This is a genomic window from Flavobacterium sp. JP2137, assembly GCF_050562195.1.
GTDB lineage: Bacteria > Bacteroidota > Bacteroidia > Flavobacteriales > Flavobacteriaceae > Flavobacterium.
Map to the genome: position 1 here is coordinate 828283 of NZ_CP191647.1, position 14206 is coordinate 842488.

At 44.1% G+C, this 14206-nt stretch carries 12 protein-coding genes; 6 read left to right on the top strand and 6 right to left on the bottom strand.

What is annotated here, in order from left to right; all coding sequences use genetic code 11:
* Positions 1 to 312 precede the first annotated feature (312 nt).
* The 3 genes from ACQZ43_RS03640 to ACQZ43_RS03650 form a co-directional block, all read right to left on the bottom strand.
* On the bottom strand, positions 313 to 1428 hold the full coding sequence (locus ACQZ43_RS03640; RefSeq protein WP_430614526.1) for a helix-turn-helix transcriptional regulator: 1116 nt from the start codon (positions 1426 to 1428) through the stop codon (positions 313 to 315).
* 11 nt (positions 1429 to 1439) lie between these two features.
* Positions 1440 to 2408 (bottom strand): helix-turn-helix domain-containing protein, encoded by a 969-nt coding sequence (locus ACQZ43_RS03645; protein ID WP_430614527.1) that lies wholly within the window; start codon positions 2406 to 2408, stop codon positions 1440 to 1442.
* 343 nt (positions 2409 to 2751) lie between these two features.
* Positions 2752 to 3843, bottom strand: a complete 1092-nt coding sequence (locus ACQZ43_RS03650) for a DUF2891 domain-containing protein (RefSeq protein WP_430614529.1) — start codon at positions 3841 to 3843, stop codon at positions 2752 to 2754.
* Between the two features lie 311 nt (positions 3844 to 4154).
* Here ACQZ43_RS03650 and ACQZ43_RS03655 point away from each other — a divergent pair, with 311 nt between their 5' ends.
* The 5 genes from ACQZ43_RS03655 (at position 4155) to ACQZ43_RS03675 (ending at position 9396) form a co-directional block, all read left to right on the top strand.
* Positions 4155 to 4730 carry a hypothetical protein gene (locus ACQZ43_RS03655; RefSeq protein ID WP_430614530.1) on the top strand — a complete coding sequence of 192 codons (576 nt, stop codon included), beginning with the start codon at positions 4155 to 4157 and terminating at the stop codon, positions 4728 to 4730.
* A 12-nt stretch (positions 4731 to 4742) separates the two neighbouring features.
* Positions 4743 to 5210, top strand: coding sequence for a cytochrome d ubiquinol oxidase subunit II (locus ACQZ43_RS03660; protein ID WP_430614532.1), 468 nt, complete (start codon positions 4743 to 4745; stop codon positions 5208 to 5210).
* A gap of 85 nt (positions 5211 to 5295) precedes the next feature.
* Positions 5296 to 5709, top strand: coding sequence for a hypothetical protein (locus ACQZ43_RS03665; protein WP_430614534.1), 414 nt, complete (start codon positions 5296 to 5298; stop codon positions 5707 to 5709).
* A 154-nt stretch (positions 5710 to 5863) separates the two neighbouring features.
* Positions 5864 to 7924 carry a methionine--tRNA ligase gene (gene metG / locus ACQZ43_RS03670; RefSeq protein ID WP_430614535.1) on the top strand — a complete coding sequence of 687 codons (2061 nt, stop codon included), beginning with the start codon at positions 5864 to 5866 and terminating at the stop codon, positions 7922 to 7924.
* An 8-nt stretch (positions 7925 to 7932) separates the two neighbouring features.
* Positions 7933 to 9396: a hypothetical protein gene (locus tag ACQZ43_RS03675; RefSeq protein ID WP_430614536.1), complete on the top strand. Its 1464-nt coding sequence runs from the start codon at positions 7933 to 7935 to the stop codon at positions 9394 to 9396.
* 47 nt (positions 9397 to 9443) lie between these two features.
* Here ACQZ43_RS03675 and ACQZ43_RS03680 read toward each other — a convergent pair whose 3' ends face one another.
* On the bottom strand, positions 9444 to 10394 hold the full coding sequence (locus ACQZ43_RS03680) for an aldo/keto reductase (RefSeq protein WP_430614537.1): 951 nt from the start codon (positions 10392 to 10394) through the stop codon (positions 9444 to 9446).
* A gap of 267 nt (positions 10395 to 10661) precedes the next feature.
* Entirely contained in the window at positions 10662 to 12305 is a 1644-nt protein-coding gene (gene pafA, locus ACQZ43_RS03685) for an alkaline phosphatase PafA (RefSeq protein WP_430614538.1), read from the bottom strand.
* 334 nt (positions 12306 to 12639) lie between these two features.
* Here pafA and ACQZ43_RS03690 point away from each other — a divergent pair, with 334 nt between their 5' ends.
* Positions 12640 to 13326 (top strand): HAD family hydrolase, encoded by a 687-nt coding sequence (locus tag ACQZ43_RS03690; protein WP_430614539.1) that lies wholly within the window; start codon positions 12640 to 12642, stop codon positions 13324 to 13326.
* 164 nt (positions 13327 to 13490) lie between these two features.
* On the opposite strand, the gene ACQZ43_RS03695 is transcribed toward ACQZ43_RS03690, so the two are convergent.
* A complete protein-coding gene (locus ACQZ43_RS03695) occupies positions 13491 to 14195 on the bottom strand; it encodes an outer membrane beta-barrel protein (RefSeq protein WP_430614541.1) in 705 nt (234 codons plus the stop codon).
* Positions 14196 to 14206: the final 11 nt, after the last annotated feature.

Sequence of the window (14206 nt, forward strand, 5' to 3'; positions counted from 1 at the left end):
GTTTTAAATATACAAATGTTACTTTTTAAGTAAAAACTAAATAAATATTCAATTAAATCAACAAATAAATCGCGGATAAAAAAGTCAATGAAATCGTAAAAAAATGATAATAATGAAATACAATGAAGTATTTTTATAAATCGCGTTGCAAAATGCCAATACTTGTCGGAGGCAAAAGCCAAGAAGGGGATAATTCTTAAAAAGGTAAGGAAATCGCGATACGTGAGCTAAACAATGCTGATGACCACTGGGAAGTCAGCACTGCAAAAACGGTATTTTACGCGGGCTGCGCGCTTTAGAAAAAGGGGATGCTTATGCCTGCTGCTTTCTGTAATCGGCAGGAGAAACGCCGAAATGCAGCTTAAAGACCCTAAAGAAAGAGGTTCTGGAATTAAAACCGCAGGCAGTGCCTATATCGCCGATAGAACTGGTGTTGTTGCGGTCTTTTAGCAGGCTAGAAGCGTGATTGATGCGATATTGGTTGATGTGCTTATTAAAGTTGCTGTCCAATACTACAGTAAACACCTGAGTCAAATGATGCTTGGTCATTTTGAGTTGTTTGGCCAGGTTGTCGATCGTCAGTTCCGAGTCCAAATACAGTTGGTCGACCTCCATGGCTTTCTCGAGTCGGCTCAGGTACTCGGCGCCTTCGTCTGCACTGATGCGCGACTTTTCATACTTCAAGCTCTGCGGTTGTACCACAGCCTCCAGATACTCGAGATCTCGAGCGACTTCGGGACTCTCGTGGGTTTCGACTCCAATAGGTCTGACCACGCTGAGCACCTGGTATCTAAAAACCACCCAGGCCATCAACAGCATAAACAAATAAATCACCAAACCGTTGACCGCCGCCTTTTCTTCATCGGATCCTTGGTCGAATACAAAACTCAAGAAGACCAATGCGACCAACACCATAATTTTGACCGCGTGATTGGTGACGAGCTTCAGTTCTTTAACCCCGAAGGAACTGCTGAATTTGACAAATCCAAAAACCGCATAAATGATAAACTGTATGCCGGAGCCCAAGTACAACGCCATTAAATAAACGACCTGATATTCCGCCAACCAGCGTTTTTGTGTGAGCAGCAATACATAGAGCACCACAAAGACCATAGCGGGCACTAGGTGAAAAAAGACCTTTCTAAAGCGCCAGTCGGAAGCTGTTTTGAGCACCAATAGCGAAGTATAAAAGAAAGGGGCGTAAAAAAGGCTAAAAGGAGCCCCGATATCGACAAAGGGCAATTCTTGAAAGAGGTATCTGGCAAAACAGACGTAGATGCTGTGTGCGCTTATAAAAACCAAGAAACACGCCACCACCTGGTCAAAGGCCGAACGCTTGTTGAGCTTGAGATTTAAATATAAAGTGGCCAAAGCCAATACGACCGTGGCCGTGAGCACCAATAAATAAGAATAGCGAAGCAACATCATAGCCGCCGCATTTAAAGTACGATATTATCCGCGCGAAAGCGCGAGGGTGTCTGACCTACAAACTGTTTGAAGTACTTATTAAAGGTCGATTTAGAATGAAAGCCACATTGGTAGACCAAGGCTTCGATGGTATAATGATCTTGGGTCAACAACAATTGCTTGGCGTGCTCGATTCGATATTTGCCCAAGGTGGCATAAAAACCGGTTTCCATTTCGCTGTTCATCACATCGGACAAAACCACCCGCGGCACCTCAATGTGTTGAGACAGGTCTTCGAGGGTAAAACTCGGAAATAAATAGAGGTTGGAATTTTGAAAAAAAGCTTCGACTTTCGCCACTACCTCATTTCTGAAGAACAGCTGTTGATCTACGGGCTCTGCTTCGGGCGTTTCTTGCAACTCCACCAGTGCTTCGGGCAATACCTCGGTCTGGATTTCCGCTTCGAGATACATGAGATAGCAGAAAAAGCACAACATCATGACCAGCATTCCCAAGAATAAAAAATTGTATTTAAAGCCCAAAATAGGACCGAAATTTTCGTTGAAAAACTCGATGATCAACAGCAGGGAAACCACATACATATAAAAAATGCAAAAACTGACAAACACCTGCATATTGTGAATCTCTTCGCGTTGTTGAATCTGCCTCAATTCCAACTGAACCAACACGCTGTAAAGCAAAAGATAAATCACGTTGACCGTCAAGGCCAAATCTCGATTACCCACTAGGGTTATTAAAAATAAAACAGTAAAGACCAAGAGATGAAAACCCACCGATTTACTAGTGTATCCATGGGCTTCGCTGCGTTTGGACACAAAAAGATAGAGCATCGGGGCCAAAAACATGTCTATATAGACCATAAAATCGAAACAGACCAAAGTCAATTGCAACAGCAAAAGCCCAAAAGTAACTTTCAATATCCCATTAAACCGGAACCTTGTACTCTTTTCGAAATCCGTTAACAAAAGTCTTATTGCCATAACATTCAACCTTTTTCAATTCAAAAAACATCCGCGCTCACTACCTGCTTTCCTCAAAATTAGCGGGCTGCAAATTTATAGGTTATTTAATGAATTAAAAAACAATATAAAGAATACTTTTGGCAAACTATTGATAAATATTAGGTTGTAAAAACACGCATTATTTACTATTAATCGCAATATGAAATAAATTAATAGTACAAAAAGAGATAATATTTAATAAAACGTGAAGTAATTATGACGCCGTGACAACAAACCAACATAAAGTCTGATAAATTGACCCAATAAACAAAGCTAAAGTTCTTATAAACTGCTATTTTATCACAATTAATGACAAAAAACACTAATCGTTTAAAATAGCATATATTGCGAAAGTTCCCAACCAATGACTTCCCATATAATCGTCGTTATTCAAGTGGTCGATCGAATAATTAAAATGCTGATTGGCCAATACTTGCAAATGCGACAATTCCGGCAAGGCTTTAAAGATTCCGCTCAAACAATGCGATCGACTAAAATTGAGCCCGTCTAAATGTACTAATTTTCCGTCGGTTCGATCAGACACTACGGCAGGCAAAAGCTGGAAGTCTTTTTTGAAAACGGCGGGAAGAAATTGCTTCAACCAAATTCGGTATTCCGCCTGATCGAGAATTTTACTAAACAAGAGGGCCTCCTCAAAACAAGGGGATAAAAAATCATAGCCGCTAGGTTCATAGCTCAGGTTGCAATCGACATCGGTGGCAAACAAACGCTTGCTCTCGGATACCAGCAACTTTTCAAAAGCGCTATCGCCCATTGCGCGAGCATAGTCTAAGGCCAAAATCATCGAAAAGGCCGAATTGTCGTGTTGCCCGGTTCTAATGGGATAGACCAATTTAGGCAAATAGCGCTGATAACGCTCCACGATTAAATCGGACAAAGGCAGGAGGGTCTGCCCCCATTGGCGGAATTGCACGTCTTGGGAAAGCGACAGCTCTGCCTGCAAAGCCAGTAACCAGGCCCATCCATAGGTACGCTCAAAACTGCTGTTGTTCGCCTCGTTAAAAAACGCGATTTCCACCTGTACATGCTCTGGGGTAAAGTGCTGCTCCAACAGTTTTCGCACGGCGCCATCGGCATCTAAATCCGGATAGCGCGTCAGTAATTTTATGATCGACCAATACCCGTGCACCGACGAATGCCAATCAAAACAGCCGTAAAATAGCGGTCGCAATTCCCTAGGCGTCTTGAGGTCGGCAGCACTGCCCAAAACCTGACCCAATTTGTTGGGATACTCCTGAGTAAGACAGTGCAAGGGCAGCTCGAGCAGGCTCGCCGCCCGCGCCCGAGTGAGCACGGCCGTAGCGGCTCCATCAGGGCTATCCACTGCTGTATTCGCCGATTTATCTCCACAGGAAAGCAGGCACATAGCCGCAATAAAAAAAATCCATTTCATAGCTCGTGTTTTTTAAGTTTCTCCGCTGTGCTCCGCCAGCATAGTGCCATTTCTATACCTCCTCTAGGTCGTCATTTACAAGGGTTCTACCTCCGATAACCCCTCATCGATGCACCGGCTTTTACCCACTATATGGCAGCGGGAATCCCGGCCCCAGAGCCATGCTCAAAAATAAAGTATAAAACCCAAAAAGCAAGCGCTTTACAAAAATAATATTCCCGTATAAAACCGCCAAATCACCCCCTAAGACCGGCCGACTAAAAAGCGCGTAGCGCTTCCTTTTTTTCTTATCTTTATTAAAAATTAAAAGCATGAAAACCCACCTCTTACGCGGACTACTTTTTGGTGTACTCCTATGCAGCAGCAGCCTGATTGTCAGTTGTTCCGACGAGAACTTAACGACATCGACCGCCTTAAAAACAATCGAGCATTACCTCGAGGAAAAGCCTGTTTACGAAACCACCGACCTTCAATTGGGCAAGACCAAACTGCGCACCAATAAAGACATGGAAGAAATCGAACACTACAAAAGTCTCGAGAAAAAAGGCTTGATATCCTTTGAGGAAGAAAGCGTTAAAAAGAAATGGTTGTCCAAGGACAGCATTTGGACTACCGATATCCACATCAGCGACTTGGCTAAACCATATATCATCAGTCAGAAGTCGTCCAAGGTAACGGTCAAGACCATACAATACGAACTCGACAAAGAGCAACCGCTACAGATCAACAACAAGAGCAAGCGCAACGCGACGATAACGGTGATGCTGTTTAAAAAAGAGACGCCATTTGCGGTATTGGCGGCAGATAAAAACCCCAATTCGACCTTTATCACTCGAAAATTCAAGCTCAAATACCACGAGCAATACGGCTGGGAAGTCGCTAAATAAGCCCGAAGCACTATGAAAAACTTTTCTATACTCGCCTTAATTCAGGCGGTTTTGGCCTTGATTTGCGGAATCCTTATGTCCAAAATGTCGTTTATCGGCAGAATGGGCATCAATTTTTTACATCGCGACTACGCGATCTTTAAGACGTGGTGGAAAACTGCCTTATTGATCTTCGCCATACAGTTGACCTTGCTGCTCCTCTTGTCTTTGATCCGTTATTTCACTCCCGCAAAAACGGCCAAATCGCTGTTTGTATTCCTGTTGCTCTTGGGATTCGCAGGCGCTTATCTGACCTATGTCGATTTTACCACCACCTCCCATAAAATGATGAAAGGCAGCTTTCACAGCGGCGGTTATCTCTTTTGGTTGGGTTGGACAATCAGCAGTTTATACTTTTTATTTTGGAACAAAAAAAAGCGCTTGCCCTTGGCCGAGATTCCTTTAAACAAGCAAGATTCCAGCGAGAACGAGCCGCTTTAGAAATCTTTTTTATCCCCGGACTGCACTATAAAACCTTGTTGAAAAGAATAAAATATGTATGTTTACATCATCAAATAACCATATCATGAAAAAATACGCTTTTATTGCTATAGCTTCAGTAGCATTTTTAACCTCGTGTAACGTCACTAAGAAAGAAGCTGTAAACGAAGAAACCCCTGCAACGGAAAACGCAGCAGCAGCCACTACATCCCCATCGACAGAAAGTGCAGCACCAGCTGTTGCAGCCACTGCAGAAGGGTTAAATCCAGAACACGGACAACCGGGACACCGTTGTGACATCGCGGTAGGAGCTCCTTTGAACACTGCTGCATCGCAAAACGCAGCTCCGGCTATCACGACTAGTGCCGAAACAGCACCACAACCATTTTTGGTGAATGACGCTGCCAAAGCGGGAACGAGCGCTGCTACGGGCAAACTAAACCCTCCACACGGAGAACCGGGACATCGTTGCGATATCCAAGTAGGTCAGCCGTTGTAAGCCATCGACGATTAAACCATACAAAAAACCATCCACGTGATGGTTTTTTGCGTTTTAACACCTACGGCGCGCGACTCTTATCGTTAAAAAGTTTACCGTTACGGTACGATTGCTTATTTTTGCCCATCAATTCGAAGCTAAATTCTGTTCTATTATGATACAAGATCCCAAACGATATACGCTAACGGCGGCCCTACCTTATACCAATGGACCTATTCACATCGGTCATTTGGCCGGAGTGTATATACCCGGAGATATATATGCGCGTTTTCTGCGCTTGCAAAACAAAGATGTGGCTTTTATCTGCGGAAGTGATGAGCATGGAGTAGCGATTTCAATGAAGGCAAAAAAAGAGGGCATCAGCCCCCAAGAGGTTATTGATAAATACCACCAAATCATCAAACAATCCTTTGCGGATTTTGGTATTTCCTTCGACAATTATTCGCGTACTTCTTCTAAGATACACCACGAAACGGCTTCGGAGTTTTTTAAAAAACTCTATGACGACAGCAAATTCATCGAGGAGGTTACCGACCAATTATACGACGGGGAAGCGCAGCAATTTTTAGCAGATCGTTTTGTCATAGGCACTTGCCCAAAATGCGGCAATGAAGAGGCTTATGGCGACCAATGTGAAAAATGCGGTACTTCTTTAAACGCGACGGATTTAATCAATCCCAAATCGACGATATCCGGCAGTAAGCCGACTTTAAAATCGACCAAGCACTGGTTTTTACCCTTGGATCAATACGATGCTTTTTTGCGAGAGTGGATCTTGGTCGGACATAAAAACGACTGGAAACCCAATGTATACGGACAAGTGCGTTCGTGGTTGGAAGACGGTCTAAAACCGCGCGCAGTGACCCGCGATTTGGATTGGGGCATACCCGTTCCGGTTGCTGGTGCAGAAGGCAAGGTGCTTTACGTCTGGTTTGACGCGCCTATTGGCTATATCTCGTCGACCAAGGAATGGGCCGAGCGCGTTGGCAAAGACTGGGAGCCATATTGGAAATCCGAAGATACCAAATTGGTACACTTTATCGGCAAGGACAATATCGTTTTCCACTGTGTGATCTTTCCTGCCATGCTAAAAGCAGAGGGCAGCTATATCTTACCGGACAACGTGCCGGCCAACGAGTTTTTAAATCTCGAAGGCAACAAACTCTCGACTTCCAAAAACTGGGCCGTGTGGTTGCACGAATACCTGGTTGACTTCCCCGACAAACAAGACGTACTGCGCTATGCCCTAACGTCCAATGCGCCGGAGACCAAAGACAACGATTTTACCTGGAAGGATTTTCAGGCGAGAAACAACAACGAATTAGTTGCTATTTTCGGAAATTTCATCAACCGAGTAGTGGTGTTAACCCATAAGTATTACGAGGGTATCGTACCGCAACCCAACGCGTTTTCCGAGGTTGATTTGGCTACTTTGGCCGAGCTCAAAGCCTATCCGCATGTGATCGCCAGTTCTGTCGACCGCTACCGCTTTAGAGAAGCCTTGGGAGAAATGATGAACGTTGCGCGACTGGGCAACAAATACCTGGCCGACGAAGAGCCTTGGAAGGTGATTAAGGACAACCCCGAGCGCGTTAAAACGCAGATGTATGTAGCCTTACAAATCGCTGCGGCTTTGAGTACTTTGGCCGAGCCCTTTTTGCCGTTTACAGCGACAAAACTCCAATCTATCTTAAACGTGCAAACGCCTCTTAGCTGGAAATCGATCAGTGAAAAGTCGGATTTACTGCCGACCGATCACCGCATTGGACAAGCGGAATTGCTCTTTGCCAAGATTGAAGATGAAGAAATACAAAAGCAAATCGATCGCCTTGAAGCGATTAAAATAAGCAACACGGCCGCGAGCAAAACCGTAGAACCACAAAAGGAAATGGCTCAATTTGACGATTTCGCCAAATTAGACCTAAGAGTGGGAACAATTATTCAAGCTGAAAAAATGCCCAAAGCCAACAAATTGTTGATTTTAAAAGTGGATACCGGACTGGACATCAGAACTATAGTGTCGGGTATCGCGGAGCACTTTACACCTGAAGAGGTTATTGGACAACAGGTTACCGTTCTAGCCAACCTAGCGCCTAGAGCCCTAAGAGGGGTGGAAAGTGAAGGCATGATTTTAATGACTGAAGACAAGAACGGCCAATTGGTTTTTGTCCATCCAGCAGCAGCAGATGTTGCCAATGGAGCTACTATAAATTAAACGTATCGATGAAAAATCTTTATGCAATTCTCGGGATACTACTAACGGTATCCCAAGCTTTTGGGCAAGTCGCGGTAGGTGGTTTTGAGACCCCTCTTCAAGAAAAGGCTCAAGCCTATGTGGTTAGCGATCATGAACAGGCCGTCAATTATCTGTTGCTTCACAAAAAAGAGCAATCGCGAATTTACAAACTCAATGCTCAAATGCAGGTGGAGGATTCGATTAGTCCGATAGCCCTCGACTCCAAATACACTCAAAATGCCGGTTCTCTAATCGAAGACGGTCAACCCGTACTGTTTTGGAGTACGAAAAACAAAAATTCATACGCCTCTCAGAAATACGATTTTAAGACGCAGCAGTACAGCACCAAGGAATTCGAATTAAACTTAAAAAAGGAAAAAATCCTGTGTCAGTTTACCTGGGGAAACCAATTGCACATACTCACGGTACTCGAGAATTCCAGTGTTGTGAAAATGTATAAATTCACCAATTCAACCACCTTAAAAAGTCAGTTGATCGACCTGAGTACCTATATCTTTTTCGACAAAGACTATAAAAAGGAAAATTTCGACAAGATTTTAAAGTATTCCTTTATACTTTACGGTCTTACGTATGAGCCCTATGAATTGGAGCAAATGGATCACCGCACGGTGACGCCACTGCCCATGGCATCCAACAAAAAGAAGTTCTATGTCGAGAACAACAACTTGTATATCACCTTAGACCATCACGTGGACTATACGGAAGTCATTCGCATTGACCTCGTCAACTCGACCAGTACACAAATATATGTGAAGAAGCCCGCGATTGAAGCCGGATCAAGGTACGAACTCAACTCGAATTCCTTTCTATATCACGATCAACTGTTTCAGATTAAGACCTCCAATAAAAAGATGTTTTTAACCGTTAAAGATTTGGAGGGAAAACTGCTGTCGGAATTTACCGCAGATAGCAAGAGTACGCTGGATTATCTCAATCAAAAACCCGTACTGCAAAACAACGGTAAAAACACTTCATACAAGGATTCCCAAATGGCATCGAGCTTGTTAAAGCAACTAAAAAAGGACCGAATCGCCGTTAGCAGTTTTACCCATAAACAGGGGTACTCCCTTCAATTTGGTGCCGTCGCAGCGCGCGAATTAAATTTGGATCCGGCGGCATTTGACTCTTTTGAATTATCGGATGGTTTGCATATAGCAGCCTTATCCACCAGCTGGTCCGCCAATCCGATGTTGATGAAATTCCAAGCGTTCACCGAGTCGCCAAACACATTTGCAACCGTACTGACAGACCGTGACTTTCAGCCGATACCGGGTCAAGTTGAGCCTACGGTATTTCAGAAAATCCACACCTTTATCAATAATAAGGAGTTTTACAGTACCGCTGAAACCCTGTTTCAATTTCAGGAAAAGATCTATTTAGGCTACTTCGACCGACAGGCCGGCCGTTACCGCTTTTATGCGTTTAAATAAAACAAAAAAAACAGGCAATGCCTGTTTTTTTGTTTTATATCGTGCTGTTATAAACTGGCCTTGTTCAACAAATCCATTTGCTCGGCATTCAGCTTAAAGCTTATCGCTTTTAAGATATCCCCTAATTGCGCTTCGCTTGTTGCACTGACAATAGGGGTGGTAATCTCCGGTTTATTGACCTGCCAAGCCGTGGCCAAGGTCGCCATGGAAACGCCTTGCTCCAAGGCCAACTGATCCAAAGCATCGAGTATGCGCAATCCCCTTTCGTTGAGATAGCCCTTAACCATGTCTTTGCGTTTGCTGCCTTGCAAATCGGCCTCGGTTCGATACTTGCCGCTGAGAAAACCACTCGCTAGGGCGAAATAGCTCATCACTGCCAGTTGCTGCTCTTGTACTATGGGCAGGTAATCGGTTTCGAATTTCTCGCGGTCGTATAAGTTGTACAACGGTTGCACACTGATGTATGCTCCCCAATTGTTTTCCACGGCAATTCGATTGGCCGACACTATGCGTTGGGGCTCCAAATTAGAGGCCCCGATATAGCGAACCTTGCCCTCTTGAATCAATTGGTTGTAAATGCCCATCGTTTCTGCCTGATCGGTTTCCAAGTCGTCGTAATGCGACTGATACAGGTCGATATGGTCAGTTTGCAGCCGTTTTAACGAGGCTTCAACACTCTGACGGATGTAATCCGCACCGAGTCCTTTAGAGCCGTCGCCCATCTGCCCGCCTACCTTGGTGGCCAAAACGATTTGATTCCGTTTGCCGGATTGCTTAAACCACTTACCAATCACCGCTTCCGATTCTCCGCCCTGATGTCCGGGCACCCAATACGAATAATTATTGGCCGTGTCTATAAAATTTAAACCGTTATCGACTAAGGCATCCAACATTCTAAAGGAGGCTTTTTCATCTAAAGTCCATCCAAACACATTGCCGCCAAAGGACACTGGGGAGACTTTTAACGCTGATTTTCCAAAATTTATCTTATCACTCATTGCGCTCATTTATTTATTTAAATATAAGTCATTTGCGCGAAAAGACCAAAAAAAGCAGGTGCAAACCGCGGCGTTCGCCCCAGAAAACAAACGAATACCTCAACGATAAAATCATTTCGCTAGCCACCGAAGCACCGTTCCGCTAACTATATGCCCCCACTGCAAAGCATCAAGCCCTGTAAACCGGAGCTTACAGGGCTTAATATCTAATGGATTACCATCAATAACGCCGTTATCGACCACAGCATGCGCTGTATGATATCCGCATTATTTGATGGCTTCTTGTATCGGTGTTCCGATATTGCCGTTGGGCTCTTCAATTTTTAAGATGGCGGCCAGCGTTGGCGCGATATCCACCATGTGAATTTCGCGATTACTCTTTCCTTTATTAACGCCCCAGCCCATAAATACCAAGGGAATGTGGGCATCATAAGACGACCAAGTTCCGTGGGTGGTTCCCGTTCCGTTTTCGGCACCGCTAAACCATTGGGGTTCTAAAATATACTGGATTACACCGCTTCTCTTGAGGTGGTAACCGTTGATGATGCGCTCTTTGATACGCGCCGGTATGGATGCGGTGGCGGTCTCTTCCATATCGGTAACAAAAGCGATGCCCTCAATCTTTTTCATATAAGCCACTATGGCTTTGCGAATCGCTCCTTCGTCTAAGCGCTCCGAAGCTACCAAGGCATTGTTTAAGTGAACCTGATAATTCATCAGACTGTTTACGAGGTCTTTTTTACCGAATTGGGTTTCCAACATCGCATTGATTTCCGATTTGTATTTTTTGGTATCGAAATAACCGGCATTTCCCTTTTTGTCTTTAAAATAGCGCGGATTATGGGCAGCCCCATGATCGGCAGACAAAAATAAGGTATAGGCATCCTTACCTATTTTCTGATCTAAATACGTGATTAAACTGGCCAAATCGGCATCCAATCGCAAATAGGTATCTTCGATTTCGATGGCATCGATGCCGAATTGATGTCCGATATAATCGGTTGAAGACAAGCTCACAGCCAAGAAATCGGTTACACCTACCGGGTTATTACCCAACTGCTCTGCGGTTATCGCGGCTTTGGCCAAATCCAAAGTCAGGGTATTTCCAAATGGAGTTCCCTTAATCAGGTCCAAGCCGTTGTCTTTGCTTAACTTTTTGAGGTCTCTCGGGAAAACCGGTTGTGCTTCTCCCTTGAATTTTCCTTCATATACCGTATTGTCTTCGGTACTCAAGGTATAGGTTTCTATGGGATACAGGGTATTCCACGACTGATTTAAGTATTTTTCTGTAAGTTTGCTCTTGTTAAAATCCGACACCCATTTTGGCAATTGCTTCATATAGAAACTGCTGCTGACCCAGGTTCCCGACTCGCCGTCAAACCAATAGGCCGCATCGGCAAAATGGCCTGCGGGCAAAATACCGCCACGGTCTTTCATAGCAATACCAATTACCTTGGATTTAAAATTGGTTGCCAATTTCAACTGATCGGTAATGGTAGAGGTCAGCAGGTTTTTGGGCGATTGCATACCTACTTTCCCCGTCACTCCAACTCCGGTTACACTGTCGTCTTGGGTACAATATCTGTTTTCTCCGGTGCTCTGAATAATAAAATCGTTACCGGCTATGCCGTGAATAGCGGGAACACTACCGGTATAAATGGAACTGTGTCCAATGGCGGTATAAGTGGGCACGTAATTGATGTAGGTGTTTTCGCAGGAAAACCCTTCGTTTAGCAGTCGCTTAAATCCGTTGTCTGCATAGCGGTCGTAAAAGCGATAGAGGTAATCCCAGCGCATTTGGTCGACCACCACACCCACTACTAATTTGGGTTTGGGCAGCGGATCTTTGGCAAAAAGTGCGATCGAGAAAAAAAGGGAAATCGTAACTAAAAAACGGGATTTAAAATTCATGATGTATTTTTATTAAGTCAACTGATACCGCTTTAATGGTCGTTGCATTCCGCTACAAACCAAATGGTCGCAACGGCTGGACTTCCATTAAACCGAGTTCAAAATTACTGATAATTGCAGTCTAGCCCAAACTTCTCCTTTCAATTAACACGATTCCAAGATATCTATCTCAAGTAAAGATCAAAAAGAAGCGGGTTTCTAAACCACCGTAAAATTAGAAAAAAACAATCCGTTAATGTTAGCTCAATGTTATATTGTGCTGCGTTTTTAGTGTTTATAAAGAAAACAAAGACCAATAAAATCAATATCTTTGTGTGCATTCTATACAAATCCTATGAATAAGATTAAAGTCATTGCCTTTGATGCCGACGATACCCTTTGGAACAACGAGCCTTTTTTTAATGAAGCAGAGAAAAAATTCTGCATTCTTTTAGAGGATTACCTCTCCCATCAGGGTTTATCACAGGCCCTATTTAAAACGCAGATCGACAACTTGCCCTTGTACGGATACGGAATCAAAGGCTTTGTGCTTTCGATGATAGAAACCGCTTATACGGTATCCAATCACACAGCCAGTATCAAGGTCATCGAAAAGATTATACACATTGGCAAAGAACTCTTGACCAAGCCCGTAGAGCTCTTGGACGATGTCGAAGACGTTTTGCAAAAGCTACAGCAGCGCTATAAATTGGTCGTTGCGACCAAAGGCGATTTAAAAGATCAGCACCGCAAGCTGCATCACTCGGGATTGGGTGGTTATTTTCACCATATCGAAGTGATGTCGGACAAACGCGAGATTGATTACGAGAAACTGTTGCTGCGCCTAGAGATTCAACCCGAAGAATTCATCATGATTGGAAACTCATTAAAATCGGATGTGTTGCCGGTTTTAAACATCGGTGCTAGTGCGATACACGTACCCTTTCACACCACTTGGGCCCATGAGCGAATCGACCACGAAATTGTACATCCTCGTTTTAAAACCATTAAAAAGCTGTCTGAAATTATCGAGTTGTTTTAAGGTTTCCGTAAAAAAGCAAACAGCCGCCTCGAATGTCGAGGCGGCTGTTGTTTTTAAGGTCGGGCCGCCGTGCGTTGAAATCGCCCGTCGTTTTGCCCATCCCGGTTTCAATCAATCGCTTTTAAAACGGTCGCTTAAGCGGTTCCCAACTGGAAATTCTTCGATTAAAACAGGAATCCCAGAGAAACGCCGAAGGACTCGTTGTATATTTTGATGTTTTCCACACCCGGATTTCCCTCCAATCCAAACGAATTGGCATTGTCAAAAATCGGTGCAAATCCCCTGGAATAATAGGCTCCAATGGAGAATTTTTTCTTAAAGACATAATCGATACCCGCTACAAAGCCGTAGTCCATTTTTTGCAGATACTTATAGTCTTCGGTATCTTCTGCTGCGGTACCGAAAATTTCGTAGTCCTGGTACGTATTTCCGTTCTCGTCTACAGCGGTAATCGAGGCGTTTAACAAGACGTGGATATAGGGTCCGGCATAGATTTCCAAGCCGCCAATCTTAAAGGTTGGCGAAATGGGATTGATCTTTAATCCGCGCATGGTCAATTTGGCATCCACCACGGCATCATCGTCCAATTCTCTGGCAAATTGCGCTCCGTATTGCTGGTAAAACAGCTCGTGTCTGAGTGCAAAGTACTTACCTATTTCGCTAGAGACCGCGATACCGGCAAAAAAGCTATTTTGGGCGTCGGTTTTTCCATCTACCGCCAATTGATGCAATTCCTTGCCATAGAGATCCGATTGAATCCAGCCTGCTTTTATTCCAAATGAAGTGATTCCCTTGGGCTGTTGTTCATATTGCGCCCAGCCCGTTAAGGAGCAGAGGATAAAAAAACAGCTTATAATTAATTTTTTCATGTGTCGATATT

Excerpts from the sequence above, each read along its gene's own strand:
- ACQZ43_RS03640 (WP_430614526.1), bottom strand. The coding sequence starts at position 1,428 with ATGATGTTGCTTCGCTATTCTTATTTATTGGTGCTCACGGCCACGGTC.
- ACQZ43_RS03645 (WP_430614527.1), bottom strand. The coding sequence starts at position 2,408 with ATGGCAATAAGACTTTTGTTAACGGATTTCGAAAAGAGTACAAGGTTC.
- ACQZ43_RS03650 (WP_430614529.1), bottom strand. The coding sequence starts at position 3,843 with ATGAAATGGATTTTTTTTATTGCGGCTATGTGCCTGCTTTCCTGTGGA.
- ACQZ43_RS03655 (WP_430614530.1), top strand. The coding sequence starts at position 4,155 with ATGAAAACCCACCTCTTACGCGGACTACTTTTTGGTGTACTCCTATGC.
- ACQZ43_RS03660 (WP_430614532.1), top strand. The coding sequence starts at position 4,743 with ATGAAAAACTTTTCTATACTCGCCTTAATTCAGGCGGTTTTGGCCTTG.
- ACQZ43_RS03665 (WP_430614534.1), top strand. The coding sequence starts at position 5,296 with ATGAAAAAATACGCTTTTATTGCTATAGCTTCAGTAGCATTTTTAACC.
- metG (WP_430614535.1), top strand. The coding sequence starts at position 5,864 with ATGATACAAGATCCCAAACGATATACGCTAACGGCGGCCCTACCTTAT.
- ACQZ43_RS03675 (WP_430614536.1), top strand. The coding sequence starts at position 7,933 with ATGAAAAATCTTTATGCAATTCTCGGGATACTACTAACGGTATCCCAA.
- ACQZ43_RS03680 (WP_430614537.1), bottom strand. The coding sequence starts at position 10,394 with ATGAGTGATAAGATAAATTTTGGAAAATCAGCGTTAAAAGTCTCCCCA.
- pafA (WP_430614538.1), bottom strand. The coding sequence starts at position 12,305 with ATGAATTTTAAATCCCGTTTTTTAGTTACGATTTCCCTTTTTTTCTCG.
- ACQZ43_RS03690 (WP_430614539.1), top strand. The coding sequence starts at position 12,640 with ATGAATAAGATTAAAGTCATTGCCTTTGATGCCGACGATACCCTTTGG.
- ACQZ43_RS03695 (WP_430614541.1), bottom strand. The coding sequence starts at position 14,195 with ATGAAAAAATTAATTATAAGCTGTTTTTTTATCCTCTGCTCCTTAACG.